General features: G+C 70.7%; 8 protein-coding genes. 7 read left to right on the top strand and 1 reads right to left on the bottom strand.

From position 1 onward, the window contains the following. Positions 1-231 precede the first annotated feature (231 nt). On the top strand, positions 232-1,035 hold the full coding sequence (locus ACFW0G_RS20105) for a BPL-N domain-containing protein (RefSeq protein ID WP_378326851.1): 804 nt from the start codon (positions 232-234) through the stop codon (positions 1,033-1,035). 403 nt (positions 1,036-1,438) lie between these two features. Next, entirely contained in the window at positions 1,439-4,741 is a 3,303-nt protein-coding gene (locus ACFW0G_RS20100; protein ID WP_378326850.1) for a fibronectin type III domain-containing protein, read from the top strand. Between the two features lie 65 nt (positions 4,742-4,806). Here ACFW0G_RS20100 and ACFW0G_RS20095 read toward each other — a convergent pair whose 3' ends face one another. After that, entirely contained in the window at positions 4,807-6,396 is a 1,590-nt protein-coding gene (locus ACFW0G_RS20095; protein ID WP_378326849.1) for an acyl-CoA carboxylase subunit beta, read from the bottom strand. Between the two features lie 465 nt (positions 6,397-6,861). On the opposite strand from ACFW0G_RS20095, the gene ACFW0G_RS20090 reads away from it, so the two are divergent. Genes ACFW0G_RS20090 through ACFW0G_RS20070 form a run of 5 tightly spaced genes read left to right on the top strand, consistent with a single transcriptional unit; the run spans position 6,862 to position 17,778 of the window. After that, positions 6,862-7,977, top strand: coding sequence for a ferredoxin reductase (locus ACFW0G_RS20090; RefSeq protein ID WP_378326848.1), 1,116 nt, complete (start codon positions 6,862-6,864; stop codon positions 7,975-7,977). Between the two features lie 24 nt (positions 7,978-8,001). Next, a complete protein-coding gene (locus ACFW0G_RS20085; protein WP_378326847.1) occupies positions 8,002-9,150 on the top strand; it encodes a fatty acid desaturase family protein in 1,149 nt (382 codons plus the stop codon). Then, positions 9,150-10,433: an MFS transporter gene (locus tag ACFW0G_RS20080; protein ID WP_378326846.1), complete on the top strand. Its 1,284-nt coding sequence runs from the start codon at positions 9,150-9,152 to the stop codon at positions 10,431-10,433. The genes ACFW0G_RS20085 and ACFW0G_RS20080 overlap by 1 nt, the downstream gene beginning before the upstream one ends. 35 nt (positions 10,434-10,468) lie before the next feature. Further along, positions 10,469-16,774: an SDR family NAD(P)-dependent oxidoreductase gene (locus ACFW0G_RS20075; RefSeq protein ID WP_378326845.1), complete on the top strand. Its 6,306-nt coding sequence runs from the start codon at positions 10,469-10,471 to the stop codon at positions 16,772-16,774. Continuing rightward, a complete protein-coding gene (locus tag ACFW0G_RS20070; RefSeq protein WP_378326844.1) occupies positions 16,771-17,778 on the top strand; it encodes an alpha/beta hydrolase in 1,008 nt (335 codons plus the stop codon). Before ACFW0G_RS20075 ends, ACFW0G_RS20070 begins: the two co-directional genes overlap by 4 nt. Positions 17,779-17,900: the final 122 nt, after the last annotated feature.

Raw genomic sequence — 17,900 nt, 5'->3', positions numbered from 1 at the left:
CACGGTGACGGCTCGTCCGCGCAGCGACTGCCCTTTCGGGTAGATCGGCCGAGCGTGGAAAGGCAGCCCGCGATCGGCGCCGGCCGAACGGTCGAGGTGGCCCCGGACGATCGAGCAAACAGTTCTGGCCGAAAGGGCCTGTCTCCGGTCCACTGCGGACGGTCCCGCACCGGCTCCGGGTAATGGTGGAACCGGCACAGTGCCCGGACCGGCGAGAAAGAGGCATAAACCATGCGCGGCAGGGAATCGGACACCGGCCATCGTCCGTCCATTGTGGATCGGCGTCGGCTGCTCTTCGGCATCCTCCCCGCCGCCGCCCTGCTGGCCGCCGGCTGTGCCCGGTCGGAGGCAGGGGAACGGGACGACGAGCCGCCACTCGCGCTGGTCTACGGTGGACCGCAGGGCTGCCCCGCCTGCGCGCCGGCGATCGCCACCCTGCTGCGCCAGGCGGCGCGGCCGTTCCGGGTCGAGTACGTGGGACCCGGCACCGAGAACCCGCTGACCGGTGCCGCTCTGGCCGAAGCGCAGCTGTACGTCCAGCCCGGCGGCGGCGCCGACCTCGACGGAACCTGGCGGCATCTGCGCGATTCCGCCGGGCTGATCCGCGACTGGGTGCGCGACGGCGGCAACTACCTGGGTCTGTGCTTCGGTGCCTATCTGGCCGGGCGCGAGCCGGGCTTCGACCTGCTGCCCGGGGACACCCGCGGGTACACCGACACTCCTGGCGCCTCGGTGCCCGACGGTCGCGACACCGTGGTCAGGGTGGACTGGCAGGGCAAGCCGCGGCACATGTACTTCCAGGACGGTCCCGCCGTCCTGCTGGACAAGGGTGCCGACGCCACCGTCCTCGCGACCTACCCCAACGGAACGGCCGCTGTCGTCGTCGCGCCGTACGGCAAGGGCCGGGTCGGGGTCAGCGGCCCCCATCCGGAAGCCGACGCATCCTGGTACGCGGAAAAGGGGCTCGGCAATCCCGACGGCGTCCAGTTCGACCTGGCCTACGAATTGATCGAGGCGACCGCCGGACGACGGTGAGCCCCGGCGAAGGCTTTCCGGCCGGATGGCGCCTGGTTGCGGAATGTCCGCTGCCCGGCCCTGTTGGTCAGTAACCATCTCGTATTGTGCGGTATCAGGTTTTCAGCGGTCGACCCCGGTTGACAGGTTCACGATCGGCGCATCGGCCACGGGTGACAAATTTGCCGGTTCGCCCTGAGCGGGCCGGGATTTTCCTTGCACAGCAAGCTCTTCGAATGTGTTAATTCCCTGTGGCATACCGGTAACGCACACGCGCCCCGCCGAGGTGAATCGGTGGAAGGGTAGCAATTCTCGTGTGGTTTTTCCCAGGTGCGTGCGATCTGTTGGAGAGTGACCTGTGAAACACAGAAAACGTAGTCGAAGACTGGCCACTGGGGGCATTGCCGTACTGAGCACGGCGGCCATGGTGGTCCTGGGCCTCGCGGTCGGTTCGGGCACCAGTAGCGCCGCCCAGGGCGAGCTCACGCAGAACTACTCCTGTCCGTTCCCCTTGATCGGCAACCAGAACGTCTCGGTGGCCGTCAAGACCACTCAGCCTTCGACGATCGAGACGGGGAAACTGACTCCCGCCATCGAGATCACCGCGGTGTCCAACGCGGGCAAGACCGCGACCGACGGCCTTCGTCTCGTCGGTGCCGAGACCATCAAGGGCACCGCGAGGGCGACCTCGACCGTGACGATGCCCGGGACCCAGGGCGCGATGACGGTGAAGGTCGACGCCGACGTGCCCAACCAGCCGATTCCGGCGAAGGGCAACGATCTCGTCGTCAACGCCACCGGCAGCGCGCCGGCGCTCCGGTTCGACCAGCCGGGCACCGCGACGCTCGCGGTGAACGGTCTCCAGCTGGAGATGACCCCGCTCAAGGCCGACGGCACCCCGACCAACCTCGGCACCTTCACCGCGGACTGCACCCCGGCGCCGGGGCAGGACACCGTCCTGCAGACCTACACGGTGACCGGGCCCGCCGTCACTCCCGAAACCGTTGTGGGCACCGGTAACCATCCACCGCTGCACCAGGTCTACAGCTGCCCGTTCCCGTTGATCGGCAACCAGGACGTCTCGATCGACATCAACGCCAAGCTGCCGGACACGATCCCGGTGGGCCAGTTCACGCCCAAGATCGACATCACGGCCGTGTCCAACGCGGGCAAGACGGCGACCGAGGGCCTGCGGCTCGTCGGCGCCGAATCCATCAAGGGCTCGGCACTGGCCACGTCGCTGGTCTCCAGCCCGCAGGGTCATCTCGCGGTCGGCGTGCCGACGGCGATCCCGCAGCAGCCCATTCCGGCCACCGGCAACGACCTCGTCGTCAACGCGAGCGGTGCCGCGCCGGCGTTGCGGTTCGACCAGCCGGGGACCGCGACGCTGTCGGTGCACGACCTGGTGCTCACCATGACTCCGTTGACCGCCTCCGGCGCGGAGACCGGCCTCGGCACGTTCGTCGCGGACTGCACGCCCGCGAACGGGCAGAACACCGTGCTGCAGACCTTCACGATCACGCCCGCGGCCGACACCACCCCGCCTTCGGCCCCGGGCGCCGTGACCGTCGGTGAAACCACCCAGAACAGCGTCGCGCTGTCCTGGGGCGCCGCCACCGACAACGTCGGCGTGACCGGCTACGACGTCTACCAGGGCGCCACTCTCGTCAAGTCCGTGACCGGAACCTCGGCCACGATCGACGGTCTCACGGCGGACACGGACTACAGCTTCACCGTCAAGGCCAAGGACGCGGCGGGGAACCTCTCGCCGGCCACCGCCCCGGTGACGGCCCACACCGCGAAAGCCCCGGACACGCAGGCGCCGACGACGCCCGCGAACGTGCACTCGACCGAGACCACCCAAACCAGCGTCGCGCTGGCCTGGGACGCCTCGAGCGACAACGTCGGTGTCACCGGGTACGACGTCTACCAAGGCGCCAATGTGGTCAAGTCGGTCACGGGAACGACCGCGACCATCGATGGGCTGACGGCGGACACGGAGTATTCGTTCACCGTGGTCGCGAAGGACGCTGCGGGGAACAAGTCCGCTGCCAGTGCCGCCGTGACCGCGCGGACCCAAGCGGCGCCCGACACGCAGGCTCCCAGCGTTCCGGGCAACCTGCACTCGACCGGGACCTCGGCGACCAGTGCCGGGCTGGCCTGGGACGCCTCGACCGACAATGTCGGTGTCACCGGGTACGACGTCTTCCAGGGCACCAACCTGGTCAAGTCGGTGACGGGAACTTCGGTCACCATCGACGGTCTGACCGCCGACACGGAGTATTCGTTCACCGTGGTGGCCAAGGACGCCGCCGGGAACAAATCGGCGTCCAGCGCGCCGGTGACCGTGCGCACGGCGACCGCGCCCGACACCGAAGCGCCCACCGTTCCGGCCGGTCTTGCCACGACGGACGTCACGCAGTCCAGCGTCACGCTGTCCTGGACCGCGTCGAGCGACAACGTCGGTGTCACCGGGTACGACGTCTTTCAGGGCGCCAACCTGGTGAAGACGGTGACGGGGACGACCGCGACTGTCGACGGTCTCGCGGCGGACACGGAGTATTCGTTCACCGTGGTGGCCAAGGACGCCGCGGGCAACAAGTCGGCCGCCAGTACCGCCGTGACGGCGCGGACCCAGGCCGCGCCGGACACGCAGGCGCCCAGCATCCCGGGCAACCTGCACGCCACCGGAACCACGCAGACCGGCGTGAGCCTCGCGTGGACCGCGTCCACCGACAACGTGGGCGTCGCCGGATACGACGTCTATCAGGGCACCAACCTGGTCAAGTCGGTCACGGAAACCTCGGCCACCGTCGACGGTCTGGCCGCCGACACCGAGTACTCGTTCACCGTGGTGGCCAAGGACGCCGCGGGCAACAAGTCCGCTGCCAGTGCCGCCGTGACGGCGCGGACCCAGGCGGCGCCCGACTCGCAGGCGCCCAGCACCCCGGGCAATCTGCACTCCACCGACACGACCGAAACCGCTGTCGTGCTGGCCTGGGACGCCTCGACCGACAACGTCGGTGTCACCGGGTACGACGTCTACAACGGCACCACGCTGGCCAAGTCGGTCACCGGGACCACCGCGACGGTCGACGGTCTGACCGCCGACACCGAGTACACCTTCACCGTGGTCGCCAAGGACGCCGCGGGCAACAAGTCGGTGGCCAGCGCCGCGGTCACGGCGAAGACCAAGCCGAAGACGACTCCGCCGGTCGTGAAGTACAGCTACAACCTGACCGGCAAGTCGCAGCTCAAGAAGCTCGCCGGTCCGATCGACCTGCGCGGGGGCATCAACGCCGCGATCACCCTGTCGAACGGGACCTTCGACGCGGACCTCACGCTGAACCCGACGAGCGCGCACTTCACGCTCTGGGGCTTCGTCCCGGTCAACGCGAGGATCGAGTTCGCGCCGGCGGGCAAGACCACCGGCACGCTCAAGGACGGGGTGCTCAAGTCGACCTCGTCGGTGACGGTCAAGCTGCCGCGCATCACGGTCTTCGGCTTCCCGGTCTCGGCGAACCCGTCCTGTCAGACGAAGACGCCCGCGCGGATCCCGCTCGAGTCGAAGCCCGGCTTCGACCCGCTGGCGGGCGGCAAGCTCACCGGGTCCTACACCCTGCCGCCGTTGCAGGGCTGCGGTTCCCTGAACGACCTCGTCTCCGGGGTTGCCTCCGGGCCAGGCAACACTGTGGAGGTGAACCTCACCCCGCGTCCGGTCGGCTGACCCGCCGGACGCCGTGAACCGGCCCCGCCGCAGCCCGCGGCGGGGCCGGTTTCCCGGTTCGTGCGCTAGAGGGGGATGTTCCCGTGCTTCCTGGCGGGCAACGTCTTCCGCTTGTTCCGCAGGGCGCGGAAGGCTTGTGCCACCTGAAGGCGGGTTTCGGCCGGGGTGATCACGGCGTCCACATATCCGCGCTCCGCCGCGGAATACACACTGGCGTGGTGTTCGCGGTACTGCTCGGCCAGGCGGCGTTCCACTTGCTCGCGGCCGGCTTCGTCCAGCCCGGCGAGTTCGCGCCGGTGCAGGATCCGGATCGCGCCTTCGGCGCCCATGACGGCGATTTCCGCGGTGGGCCAGGCCAGATTGACGTCGGCGCCGAGGTGTTTGGAGCCCATCACGGCGTACCCGCCGCCATAGGCCTTCCTGGTCACGACGGTGACCTGCGGGACGGTCGCTTCCGCGTACGCGTAGGCGAGTTTCGCGCCCCGGCGGATGATCCCGGCGCGTTCCTGCGCGACGCCGGGCAGGTAGCCCGGCACGTCGGCGAGGGTGAGCAGCGGGATGCCGAAGGCGTCGCAGAACCGCACGAACCGCGCGGCCTTCTCGGAGGCGTCGATGTCGATCACACCGGCCTGGTGCCGGGGCTGGTTGGCGACGACGCCGATCGAGCGGCCCTGTATCCGGCCGAACGCGCAGATCATGTTGGGCGCGAACGCGCCGTGGATTTCGGTGAACTCGCCGTCGTCGACGATCCGGGCGATCAGCTCGGTCATGTCGTAGGCCTGCTGCGGCGAGTCGGGGATCAGGGTGTCGAGCGCGAGGTCGTCGCCGGTCGGTTCGGGGCTGCTCGGATCTTCGAATTCCGGTGCGGTGTCGAGGTTGTTCGACGGCAGGTAGCCCAGCAGCGTCTGGACCCAGTCGATCGCGTCGGCCTCGTCCGCCGCGCTGTGGTGGGCGTTGCCGGACACCGCGGTGTTGACCGTCGGCCCGCCGAGGTCCTGCGGCGTCACCCGCTCCCCGGTCGTCGCCTGCACCACCTGCGGTCCGGTCACGAACATGTGCGAGGTCTCCTCGACCATCACGGTGAAGTCGGTGATCGCCGGGGTGTACACGGCACCGCCCGCGCACGGGCCCATGATCATCGAGATCTGCGGGATGACGCCGGAGGCGTGGGCGTTGCGGCGGGCCAGCTCGGCGTAGTAGGCGAGGGAGACGACGCCTTCCTGGATGCGCGCGCCGCCGGAGTCGTTGATGCCCACGATCGGGCAGCCGATCGACATCGCCAGGTCCATCACCTTGAGGACCTTGGCCCCGAACACCTCGCCCATGCTGCCGCCGAACACACTGAAATCCTGGGAGAACAGGCAGATCTGGCGGCCGTCGACCCGCGCGTGCCCGGTGACGACGCCGTCGCCGTAGGGGCGGTCGGCGTCCAGCCCGAACTCCGCGCAGCGGTGCCGGGCGAGCTGGTCGAGCTCCACAAAGGACCCGGGGTCCACCAGCAGGTCGATGCGTTCGCGCGCGGTGAGCTTGCCTTTGGTGTGCTGCCGGTCGGCGGCGTGCTTCTCGGCGATCGCCACCGCTTCGCGCCGCCGCGCGGCCAGGCCGGCGATCCGGTCCGCGGTGCCGGGTCTGATCGGCTGGTCGTCTGCGAGCATGCCGGTCCTCCTTCCCGGCCGGGTGCACGCCGGCGGCGCGGCCGGGACTCGTCGGCTTTCCCCAAGATCGCGATTGTCGGCGTCCGTTCGCGGGAAAGTCAAGGGTCGTCCGGCTGCTCTCTCGACATTTTCCGCGCCCGCTGACAAATCCGATCCGGCGCATCCGCAGACCGGTGACAAGGTTCCCCGCCGCCCGCGTCGAGGACGGCGGTTGCCGCCTGGCCCAAGAGATTCATGGCCACACCGAGGTCACCTGTCCGGTGGTCCAGACCGTCCTCGGGTGATTAAGTCCCGGTGTCGCGTCCGTCGGCAGGTGACAAATTCGCTATTTCCGGTGGCGTGCAGGGTGCCGCCGGGTAAATGTGCGTTGACAGTGCTATTTCGCTGCTTCATCCTGCTTTCGGGGTTCTTCCGGGAAGTGAGTGTGATCATGTTCGGACGTGGTCGTGCTGTCCGGAGCGCGGCATGGCGGTGACGCCGGGTTCCGGCCGCGCCGGGTGGCGATACGTGCGCCGGGTGCTCGGTTCCGGGGTGGTCACCGCGCTGGCCGAGCCGCACGGCGTGGACCGGTACCTCGGCCTTGTCAGTCCACTGTGGTCGGTCGGGGAGGTGCGGGCGGTGGTGGCCGGCGTCGTGCATCAAACCGCCCAGAGTGTCACACTTCGCTTGCGCCCCAACGGGAACTGGGAAGGCGCGCGGCCGGGGCAGTACGTGCGGCTGGCCGTGGAGATCGACGGTGTCCGGCGGACGAGGTGTTTCTCGGTGGCCGGTGCCGGACACGGGGACGGGACGATCGAGATCACCGCGCAGGTGAACCCGGGCGGTACGGTGTCGCGGTATCTCAAGGAGCACGCACGTCGCGGGCTCGTTGTCGTGCTGTCGCAGGCGGAAGGCGAGTTCGTGCTCCCGCCCGCGTTGCCCGGTCACGTCCTGCTGATCAGCGGCGGCAGCGGGATCACCCCGGTGATGGCGTTGCTGCGCGGCCTCCTCGCGCAGGGGTACCAGGGGCGGGTCACCTTCCTGCACTACGCCTTCACGCCGTGGGACGTGATCTACCGCGAGGAACTCGCCGCGCTGGACGAGGCGAATCCCCGGCTCACCCTGGCGTACTCGTACACCGGGCTGCCCGGCGCCGGACGGCTGGACGGGCGATTCCGCCGCGAGCACCTGGACGTCGCGCCGGGATACGCCGACGCGCTGACCTACGTCTGCGGCCCCGCCTCGCTGATGGACGCGGTCGGCGCGCTGTGGGCCACCGACGGCATCGCGGACCGGTTGCGGATCGAGCGGTTCACCCTCGCCCCGCCGACGTCCGGCTCCGGACCGGCGACCGGCGAGGTGCGGTTCGCCCGCAGCGGCCGCACGGTCCGCAACGACGGGCGGACCCTGCTGGAGCAGGCCGAGGCGGCTGGCCTGCGCCCGGACCACGGCTGCCGGATGGGGATCTGCCATTCCTGTACGGCCGTCCAGTCCGCCGGCGCGGTACGGAACGTCCTGAACGGAGTGGTCAGCGCGGAGCCCGGTCAGCGGGTGCAGTTGTGTGTCACGGCGCCGTGCGGCGACGTCGAGCTGGACCTGTAGAGCGAACCGGAAAGGAGAGGGTCAATGGCGACCCCGGCCCGAGTCCCCCGACTCACCCCGGCGCAGCTGGACGCGCTGGGCGCCGAACTCGACGCGCTGCGCCGGGAGCTGGTCGAGGACCTCGGCGAGCGGGACGCGGCCTACCTCCGCCGCGTCGTGCGGCTGCAGCAACGGTTCGAGGTCGCGGGCCGGGCGCTGCTGTGGGCCGGGTGGTTCCCGCCCGCGTGGCTCGCGGGGACGGCGGCGCTGTCGATCTCGAAGATCCTCGACAACATGGAGATCGGCCACAACGTCCTGCACGGCCAGTACGACTGGATGGGCGATCCCGCGCTGAACTCGAAGATGTTCGAGTGGGACACCGTCTGCCCCGCCGAACAGTGGCGGCACACGCACAACTACGTCCACCACACCTTCACGAACATCCTCGGCAAGGACCGGGACATCGGGTACGGGCTGCTGCGGATGGTCGACGCGCAACGCTGGCGCCCGTACTACCTCGGCAATCCGGTGTACGCGCTCATCCTGATGCTGGGCTTCGAATGGGGCGTGATGCTGCACGACCTCGAGTTCGACCGCATCCTGTCCGGGCGCCGGAGCTGGGCGGAGACCCGGGGCCTGCGCCGCCGGATGTGGGAAAAGGGCGTCAAGCAGACCTTGAAGGACTACGTGCTGTTCCCGATGCTGAGCGGGCCCGGGGCGCTGGCCACGCTGACCGGGAACGCCACGGCGAACCTGGTGCGCAACCTGTGGGCGTTCAGCATTATCTTCTGCGGCCATTTTCCGGACGGCGTCGCGGATTTCACCGAGGAGGAGTGCGCGGACGAGAGCCGGGGTCACTGGTACTACCGGCAGATGCTCGGCTCGGCGAACATCGAGGGCGGGAAGCTGTTCCACCTGCTGACCGGGAATCTGAGTTTTCAGATCGAACACCATCTCTTCCCGGACATCCCGGCCCGGCGGTATCAGGAGATCGCCCCGCGGATCAGGGACCTGTGCGAGCGTTACGGCCTGAACTACACGACAGGGCCGCTCGGGAAGCAGGTCGGGCAGGTGTGGAAGAAGATCTTCCGTCTCGCGCTGCCTCCCCGGACCGGCACCCCGTCGCGGAACCGCGGCCAGGACAAGCCGGAGCTGCGGCTCGTGCCCGGCGCGGCCGAGGCGGCGGCGGGCTGATGAGCACCCTCCGCGTCGCCGTGGCCCGGGAATCCGGCACCACGGCCGTCCTGACGATCGTCGCGCTCGTGGCGTTCGTGGCGACACTGGACAACACGATCGTGGCCGCGGCCGCGCCGTCGATGGGCCGGGAACTGGGCCTCGGCGTGACAGCGCTCGAATGGGCGGGGATCGCCTACATGCTGCCGTACGCGGCGCTGATGCTGCCCGCGGGCGTGGTGATCGACCGGCTGGGCAGGCGCCGGGTCTTGCTGGCGGGATGCGGGTTGTTCGTCGCGGGCGCGCTGCTCGGCGGGGCGGCGTGGTCGGCGGAGGTGCTCTTCGTGGCACGCGGGGCCCAGGGCGCCGCGGCGGCGTTCGTGGTGCCGGGCACGCTCAGCCTGATCCGGACGTCGTTGCCCGCGGACCGGCGAGGGCTCGCGGTCGCGGTCTGGACGGCGGCACTGGCCGCGGCGCTCGCGCTCGGGCCGTGGCTCGGCGGTGCCCTCGCCGAATACCTGCACTGGAGCTGGATCTTCCTCGGTACCGTACCGCTCCTCGTAGCGGTGACGGTGCTGGTCGCTCGCGCGGTGCGGACCGAGCCGATCCGGCGCGGCACTCGGGGACGTCGTGGCGTCGCGAAGGCGTTGCTGACCAACCGGGTCTTCGCCGGGTCGAATGTCCTGGTGGTGTTGTGGGGACTCGGAATCAGCGGGATCGCGTTCTTCACTCCGTTGCTGCATCAGGAATTCCTCGGGCTCGGCCCGGCGGCCGCCGGACTGCCCCTGGTCCTCGTGGCCGCCGCGGTGATCTGCGCGACGCCGTGCGTCGCGCCGGTTTCCCGGACGCTGGGGGCGTCGCGCGCGGTGTGCCTCGGCCTGCTCGTGGTGGCGCTCGGCCTGGTGGCGCTCGCGGTGGCCGGCGACCGGCACGCGCTCGCACCCCGGCTGGCCGGGCTGCTGCTGATCGGCGCGGGTTCGGCGTTCACCGCCCCGATCACCGCGCACGGCCTGGACGCGGTCGCCGAGGAGGACTCCGGGACCGCGTCGGGCGTGCTGATGTCGTCGCGGGAACTCGCCAGCGCACTGGGTGTCGCGGTGATCGGGTCCGTGCTTTCCACCGTCCGGGCCGATGAGCTCGCCGCCGGGGCGGAGCGCGGGCCCGCGCTCGCGGCCGGATACACGGCCGGTCTTCTCCTCGCGGCCGTGCTTCAGGCGGTTGCGGCCGGTCTTGCGCTCGTGGTGCTCCGAGAGGGGCGGGAAAACGTGGCGACAACGTTGTCGAAGGAAGGCGAGGGCGCATGATCGGCGTTTCGGGAGGATCCGGCAGAGGCGCGCCCGTGGACGAGCCGCAGTGGCGGAGCTGGCTCGCCGGGCGGCTGGGCGGCTTGCTGGACCGGCCTGTCGCCGAGCACGAATTCGACCGCCCGCTGCACGAGTTCGGGGTGTCCTCCCGGGACGCGACGATGCTGGCGGCGGAGGCGGGCGAACTGCTCGGCCGCGCACTGCCGAGCACCCTGGTGTGGACGGCCCCGACCATCGCGGAACTCGCTCGCGTACTCGCGGCGGGGCCCGGGGCCGTCGGTGGCGTGGAGGGAGACGTCCAGCCGGACGAGCCGGTCGCGGTCGTCGGGGTCGCCTGCCGGTTCCCCGGGGCGTCCGGCCCCGGCGAGTTCTGGTCGCTGCTGACCGAGGGCAGGGAAGCCATCGGTGACGTCCCGGCCGGACGGTGGGAGCAGTTCGCGCCCGACGTCGCCGCGCACGAACTGCCGCGGCGCGGGGGTTTCCTCGACGACGTCGCCGGCTTCGACGCCGAGTTCTTCGGCATCAGCCCGCACGAGGCCGAGGTGATGGACCCGCAGCAGCGGCTGCTGCTGGAACTCACCTGGGAAGCGCTCTCCGACGCCGGTATCCCCGCGGAATCGTTGCGGGGGACCGGATGCGGGGTGTTCGCCGGGCTGTCGGCCACGGAGTACGGCCAGCTGACGATGACCGATCTCGACCGCGTCGACGCCTGGTCCGGTACCGGGGCCGCGGCCTCGATCGCCGCCAACCGGGTGTCCTACGCGCTGGGCGTGCACGGGCCCAGCATCACCGTCGACACCGCGTGCTCGTCCTCGCTGGTCGCGGTGCACCTGGCCGTGCGCGCGCTGGCCGAAGGCGAAGCGTCCGCCGCCATCGTCGGCGGCGTCAACCTCCTGCTTTCGCCGGGGATCACGGCGAATTTCGGCCGGGCGGGCGCGCTGGCGGCGGACGGGCGGTGCAAGCCGTTCGACGCCGCCGCGGACGGGATCGTGCGCGGCGAGGGCTGCGGTGTCGTGGTGCTCAAGCGGCTCGGTGACGCGCAGCGCGCCGGCGACCGGATCCTGGCCGTGATCCGGGGCGGCGCGGTCAACTCCGACGGCCGGTCCAACGGGATCACCGCGCCGAATCCCCTTGCGCAGCAACGGCTTCTGGTCAGGGCGTACGCGAAGGCCGGGGTGTCCGCGCGCACGGTGGACTACGTCGAGGCGCACGGGACCGGCACGCTGCTCGGCGATCCGATCGAGGCCGGGGCGCTGGCGGCGGTGCTGGGCGCGGCGTCGGGGAGGCCGCCGGAACGGCCGTTGTTGCTGGGGTCGGTGAAGAGCAACTTCGGGCATCTGGAGGGCGCGGCGGGGATCGCCGGGCTCATCAAGGTCGTACTGGGCCTGCGGCATGCGCTGATCCCGGGGAGCCTGAACTTCACCACGCCCAACCCGCACATCGACTTCGCGGCCGGAGGGCTGGACGTCGTCACGGGGAACACCGAATGGCCACGCTATCCCGGTGTCGCGCGGGCGGGGGTGTCGTCGTTCGGCTTCGGCGGCACCAACGCCCACATCGTGCTGGAGGAGTGGCCGGAGACCCGGTACGGCGAACGCTCCCCGGTCACGCGCCCGGAGATCGTCACCCTGTCGGCGCGCTCGGAGACTCGCTTGCGTGCCCGCGCGCACGCGCTGGCCGAAGGACTCGACGAACGTCTCGGTGTCGCCGAGGTCGCGGCGGCGCTGGCGCATGGCCAGGATCCGGCGCCGGTGCGGGCGGCGATCACCGCCCGCGACTCCCACGAGCTGAGGGACCGGTTGCGCGGTCTCGCCTCCGGGCGGTTTTCGGTAGCCGGCGGTGATGCGGGAGCCAGGCCGGTGTTCGTGTTCTCCGGCCACGGCTCCCAGTGGCCGGAAATGGGCAAACGCCTGCTGGCCGAGGAACCCTCGTTCGCCGCCGCGGTGTCCGATTTGGACACTGTCTTCACCGAGATCGCGGGGGTCGCGTTGTCCGCGATCCTCGAAGGGACGGCGGACGCGCTGTCGACCCGGCAGCTGGCGTTGTTCGGGATGCAGGTCGCGCTCGCGGAACTGTGGCGTTCCTATGGCGTACAGCCCGCGGCGGTCGTCGGGCATTCGATGGGGGAGGTCGCGGCGGCGGTCGCCGTCGGCGCGCTGGACCCGCGAGACGGACTTCGGGTGATGATCAGCCGTGCCGTGCTGCTCGACGAACTCGACGCCTCCGGCACCGGGGCGATGGCGGTAGTGGACCTCGCGCCGGAGGACCTGCGAGACCTCGGCGGGCGGTTCCCCGACGTGACCGTCGCGGTGTACGCGTCGCCGGGGCAGTGCACGGTCAGCGGACCGCCGGACCAGGTGACGGCGCTGGCGGCGTACGTCGGGGAGCGCGGCGGCCTTGCCCGCGTCCTGCCTGTCGGCGGGGCGGGACATTCGGCCGCCGTCGACCCGTTGCTCGGCCGCTTCCGGGAGGCGCTGGGCACGCTGGACTCCGGCGCCGCCACCACCGTCTGGTACTCCAGCGTGCTGGACGATCCCCGGGAGACGCCGTCGTTCGACGCCGAGTACTGGGCCGCGAACCTGCGCCGTCCGGTGCGGTTCACGCAGGCGCTCGCTGCGGCCATGGCCGACGGGCACCGCGTGTTCGCCGAGATCTCGCCGCATCCGATCACCGGCGTCGCGGTGGAGCAGACCGCGGTGTCCGACCGCGTCACCGTGATCCCCAGCCTGCGCCGTGATCCGGAGGGCACGTCCGACGGCTTCGCCGCGGCGCTCGCCACGCTGCACGTCCACGGTCATCCCGAGGTGCTGCGGCACCGGTATCCGGACCGGGTCGTGGTCGATCTGCCGCCTCCGGTGTGGGAACACCGGCCGTACTGGGTGGCTCCTACCACTCCTACCGTCCACTCCGGACATCCGTTCCTCGGCGAGCGGTCCGAGGTTCCGGGCAGTACGCGCTGGCTGTGGCACGGCGATGTCGGTACCGCCGCGCATCCGTGGCTCGCGGACCACACCGCGCACGGTGTCCCGATCCTGTCCGCCGCCGGGTTCCTGGAACTGCTGCTCACCGCGGCCAGGGAAGTATTACCGCGCAAGGAAAACCCGGAACTGCGGGGCGTGGTTCTGCGCCGGATCCTTCCACTGGCCGAACGCACCGCGGTGTGTGTTTCGGCCGAGCGCGCGGCGGGGGACGGGGTACGGTTGTCCGTGCTGGCCCGGTGTGGTGGGGAATGGGTGGTGTACGCGGAAGCCACGGCGGTGGCCACGCGCGTCTCATCGTCCGAAGTGGACGAAGCCGCGGTGTTCGCGGACGTCACGCAGCCCAGCGGTGCCGGGCATACGCGCTTCGCCCTGCACCCGGCGCTCGGTGACGCCTGTCTGCGGCTGCTGGCTTCCGAGGCGGGTGATCCGGGCGAAGGGACGTGGCTGCCGGTGCGGTTCGGCCGGGTTCGCCTGACGGGCGTTGCCCGGCACGCCACCCGCGCGGCGGCGTCGGCGGACGGCGTGTGGCTGCTCGGTCCGGACGGCGGAGTGCTGGCCGAATTCGAGGACGTCACCGGGGAGTGCGTTGGTCCCGCGGATCTGCCGTTCACCCCGGAAAGGCTGGCGTACCAAGCGGAATGGCGTCCCGGCGAGCTGACCGCCACAGCCGGCCGCTGTCGCGCCTGGGTCCTGCTGTACGACGACAAGGCACAGGCCGCCGCGATCGCCGCCCTGCTCGCCGGCCAGGGACACGAACCGGTGTCGATCCCGCTGAGCCGTCGCGGTGAGCTCGCGAAGCTCATCGCGCCTCGTGCGGACGTCGGCGGCGTCGTGATCCTCCCCGGAGAGTCTCCGGCCGAACCCCGCGAGGCCAGGGAGCTGGTGCTGGCCTCGGCCGACGTCGTGCGCGAGCTGACCGGACTCGACGGTGCGCCGCCCCGGCTGTGGCTGGCGACGCGGCAGGCCGCTGTGGTGACCGAAGGGGAGCCGGGGCGGCCCGGCGACGCCGCGGTGCGTGGGTTGGTCCGGGTGCTGGCCTACGAACATCCCGAACTGCGGGCGAGCTGGGTCGACGTCGATGCCGACGAAGCGCTCGTACGCGAACTCTCGGCGGACGCGCCCGACGACGAATGTGCGTGGCGGGACGGCCGCCGCTACGTCCGCGCGTTGACCCGCGCGGCACTCACGGCGTCCGAAGAGCCGATCCCGGTCGTCCGGGACGGCGCCTACGTGATCACCGGCGGCCTCGGCGGTCTGGGCCTTCTCTCGGCCCGTTGGCTCGCCGGACGCGGCGCCACCAGGATTGTCCTTTTAGGACGCAAGCGGCCGGCGTCCGCGACGGAGGAGGCGATCGGTGAGATTCGCGACTCCGGCGCCGAAGTCGAGGTGCTCTCGGGGGACATCGCCGATCCCGGGGTCGCGGAAAGGCTGGTGGAGCAGGCCGTCGCGGATGGCGTCCCGCTGCGGGGCGTCCTGCACGCCGCCGGTGTGCTGGCCGACGGCGCGGTGCTCGCGCTGGAACCGGCGGATCTGGCCGCCGTGTGGCGGGCGAAAACCGAGGGAGCGGTGCGACTGCACGAGGCGTGCGCGGGCCGGGAACTCGACTGGTGGCTGGCGTACTCCTCGGCCGCGGCCCTGTTCGGGTCACCCGGCCAGGTCGCCTACGTGACCGCGAACGCGTGGCTTGACGCGTTCGTCGCCTGGCGGCGCGCGCAGGGCCTGCCAGGGGCCACGATCCAGTGGGGCGCGTGGGGCGAGGTCGGCGGCGCCGCCGGACGGGACAATCCGATCCTCGCCCCGATGCCGCCCAGCGAAGGACTCGCGGCGCTGTCGGCCGTGCTCGCGTCCGGACGCGGCGAAACCGCGATCACGCGGATGGACGCGGGGACGGTCCTCGAATTGTTCCCCCGGCTTGCCGAACGGCCGATCTTCGCGGCGCTGGCCGGGCGGAATCCCACCGCCGAGTCCGGAATGGACACTGGTGCCCTGCGGGCGCTCGCCGTCGAGGACCCGGAGCGCGCGCGGACCGTCGTCCGCGAGCATCTGCTGTCGGTGGTGGCCGAGATGATGTGGCGGGACGCCGAACTACTGGACCCGCACGCCTCGCTGACGTCGCTCGGGCTCGACTCGCTGCTGGCGATGCGGGCCCGTGCCGCGGTCGAACGCGCCTTCGGCACTTCGCTGCCGCTGCCGCTTCTGCTGCGGGGCGCCAGCCTGGCCGAACTGGCCGATCACCTCGTCGACCGTCTGGTGCCGAGCAGCACCGAGCCCCGTGCCGAGGTGAGGGGGCCAGGAACGCGTGACCTCGCCGAGCGGTGGGTCGCCCTGCTGTGGCGCCGGGTGCTGGGCGACCGCGCCGACGGTGTCGCCGTGGACGTACCGTTCGCGGAGATCGGGAAAGAGGAAGGGGCGGCCGATCGGCTACGTGACAACGTTTCCACGGAACTGGGCCGCGAGGTCACCGCCGAGGAGTTGTTCGCCGAGCCCACCATCGCCGGAATGGCGAACGTGGTACGGGCGGAGCTGGAGGGACACGGCGAGGGGCCGGTGCGGCTCCTCGGCGGTGACGGGAGCGGACCGGCACTGTTCCTGTTCCATGCCGCGGGCAGCCCGACGGCGGCGTACCGGCCGCTGGTCCGGCTGTTGCGCGGCGACGTGACCGTCTACGGCATGGAACGGATCGACGAGCTGGATTCCGTGGAGGCCAAGGCCGCCCGGTACGCCGAGCTGATCCGCCGGCGGCAGCCCGAGGGGCCCTACCGGCTCGGCGGATGGTCCTTCGGCGGGTTGCTCGCCTTCGAGACCGCCCGGCAGCTCACCACCGAGGGCGACGAGGTGGACCTGCTCTTCCTGATCGACACGATCATCCCGCTGCCCGCGGCGGAGCAGTCCCAGGACGAGGTGCTGCGGACCCGGCTGCGCCGGTTCATCGACTACATCGAGCAGACCTACCAGGTCGGTCTCGGCCTTCCGGAGGAGGAGCTGGCAGGGATGGCCGAGGCCGAGCGCAACGACCTGGTGCTGCGGCGGCTGCGCGAGCGGGTCGCGGCCATGGGCGCGGCGGTGCTCGAACACCAGCAGACGTCCTATGTGGACGCTCGAATCGCCGAAAGCTACACCCCCGCCGAGTACCGCGGGCCGGTTCTGCTGTTCCGTGCCAAGGACCCGCATCCGCTGACCACCACGCTCGACCCCCGTTACCTGCGTGCCGACGACGCGCTCGGCTGGGACGAGTTCTGCCCCCGTCTGGAGATCGTGCGGGTGCACGGCGACCACATCACGGTCATCGACCCGCCGCACGTCGCGGTGATCGCGGACCGCGTGTCCGCGTCGCTGCCGATCCGAGGAGAAGAGAAATGAACAGCCGGTTCCGACAGCGTCGTCGCATACCGATCAGGGCACTCGTCATGGCGTTGCTGGCCGGCGCGCTGATACCGGTCGCCGGGGCGAGCGCCGCGCCCGCGGCGATGGCCGACGACGGCGCGAAGGTGGTCAAGGAGACCCAGATCGACGCGCGCACGCTGGACATCGAGATCTCCTCGCCCGCGCTCGGGACCACCGGGCTGGTGCGGCTCCTCACGCCGCAGGGCTGGTCGAAGGGCGACGGCAGGGCCTGGCCGACGCTTTACCTGCTGCACGGCTGCTGTGAGACCGCGGACTACCAGTCCTGGACGAAGTTCACCGACGTCGAGCAGTTCACGGCGGACAAGCCGGCGCTGGTCGTGCTGCCGAGCGCCGGGAAGATCGGGATGTACAGCGACTGGTGGAACTACGGCCTGTTCGGTAGCCCGCGCTGGGAGAAGTTCCACATGACCGAGGTCAGGCAGATCGTGGAACGCGGTTACGGCGCCGGTGACCGGCGTGCGATCGCGGGGCTTTCGATGGGTGCCTACGGTGCCATGGAATACGCGACGCGCTATCCGGGGACGTTCGGCGCCGCGGCCGCCTACAGCGGCGCGATCGACGTTCTGGCACCGGGAATTCCCGAGGTGACGCAGCTGAACATGATCGCGCAGGGATTCCCGATCTGGGGCGTGCTGTGGGGCGATCCGTGGTCGCAGCGGGCACGGTGGGAGGACCACGACCCGGCGTTCAAAGTGGACAAACTGCGCGGGGTCAAGCTCTACATCTCGTGTGGCAACGGGCAGACCGGGCCGCTGGACGGGCCGTCGTCGCCGCCGCAGGTGGGCGCGTTGCTGGAGAGCAATGCGCTGTCGAACACACAGGGATTCGTCGACAAGCTCAAGCAGCAGAACGTCCCCGCGACCGTCGACTTCTACGGCGCGGGCACGCATTCGTGGCCGTACTGGCAGTTCGCCTTCCACCGGTCGTGGCCGGTGCTGGCGAGTGGCATGGGTATCTAGTGTCCTGCGCCAGAAATCAGGGACATATCTCGGAGGCCCGGCTTCCCGCTGGCGGCGTTGCCGGTCCACCCGAGTACAACCCGGTACGAGGGAGGACCGGCGCCTTGCCAGCAGAAACCTGG

The sequence above is a fragment of the Amycolatopsis sp. NPDC058986 genome, from assembly GCF_042741125.1.
Taxonomy (GTDB): Bacteria; Actinomycetota; Actinomycetes; order Mycobacteriales; family Pseudonocardiaceae; genus Amycolatopsis.
The sequence above is the reverse complement of the archived record's forward strand: the minus strand, read 5'-3'. Positions and strand labels throughout refer to the sequence as shown.

Coding starts and splice junctions, on each gene's coding strand:
- ACFW0G_RS20105 (WP_378326851.1), top strand. CDS start 232: ATGCGCGGCAGGGAATCGGACACCGGCCATCGTCCGTCCATTGTGGAT.
- ACFW0G_RS20080 (WP_378326846.1), top strand. CDS start 9,150: ATGAGCACCCTCCGCGTCGCCGTGGCCCGGGAATCCGGCACCACGGCC.
- ACFW0G_RS20090 (WP_378326848.1), top strand. CDS start 6,862: ATGGCGGTGACGCCGGGTTCCGGCCGCGCCGGGTGGCGATACGTGCGC.
- ACFW0G_RS20085 (WP_378326847.1), top strand. CDS start 8,002: ATGGCGACCCCGGCCCGAGTCCCCCGACTCACCCCGGCGCAGCTGGAC.
- ACFW0G_RS20070 (WP_378326844.1), top strand. CDS start 16,771: ATGAACAGCCGGTTCCGACAGCGTCGTCGCATACCGATCAGGGCACTC.
- ACFW0G_RS20100 (WP_378326850.1), top strand. CDS start 1,439: ATGGTGGTCCTGGGCCTCGCGGTCGGTTCGGGCACCAGTAGCGCCGCC.
- ACFW0G_RS20095 (WP_378326849.1), bottom strand. CDS start 6,396: ATGCTCGCAGACGACCAGCCGATCAGACCCGGCACCGCGGACCGGATC.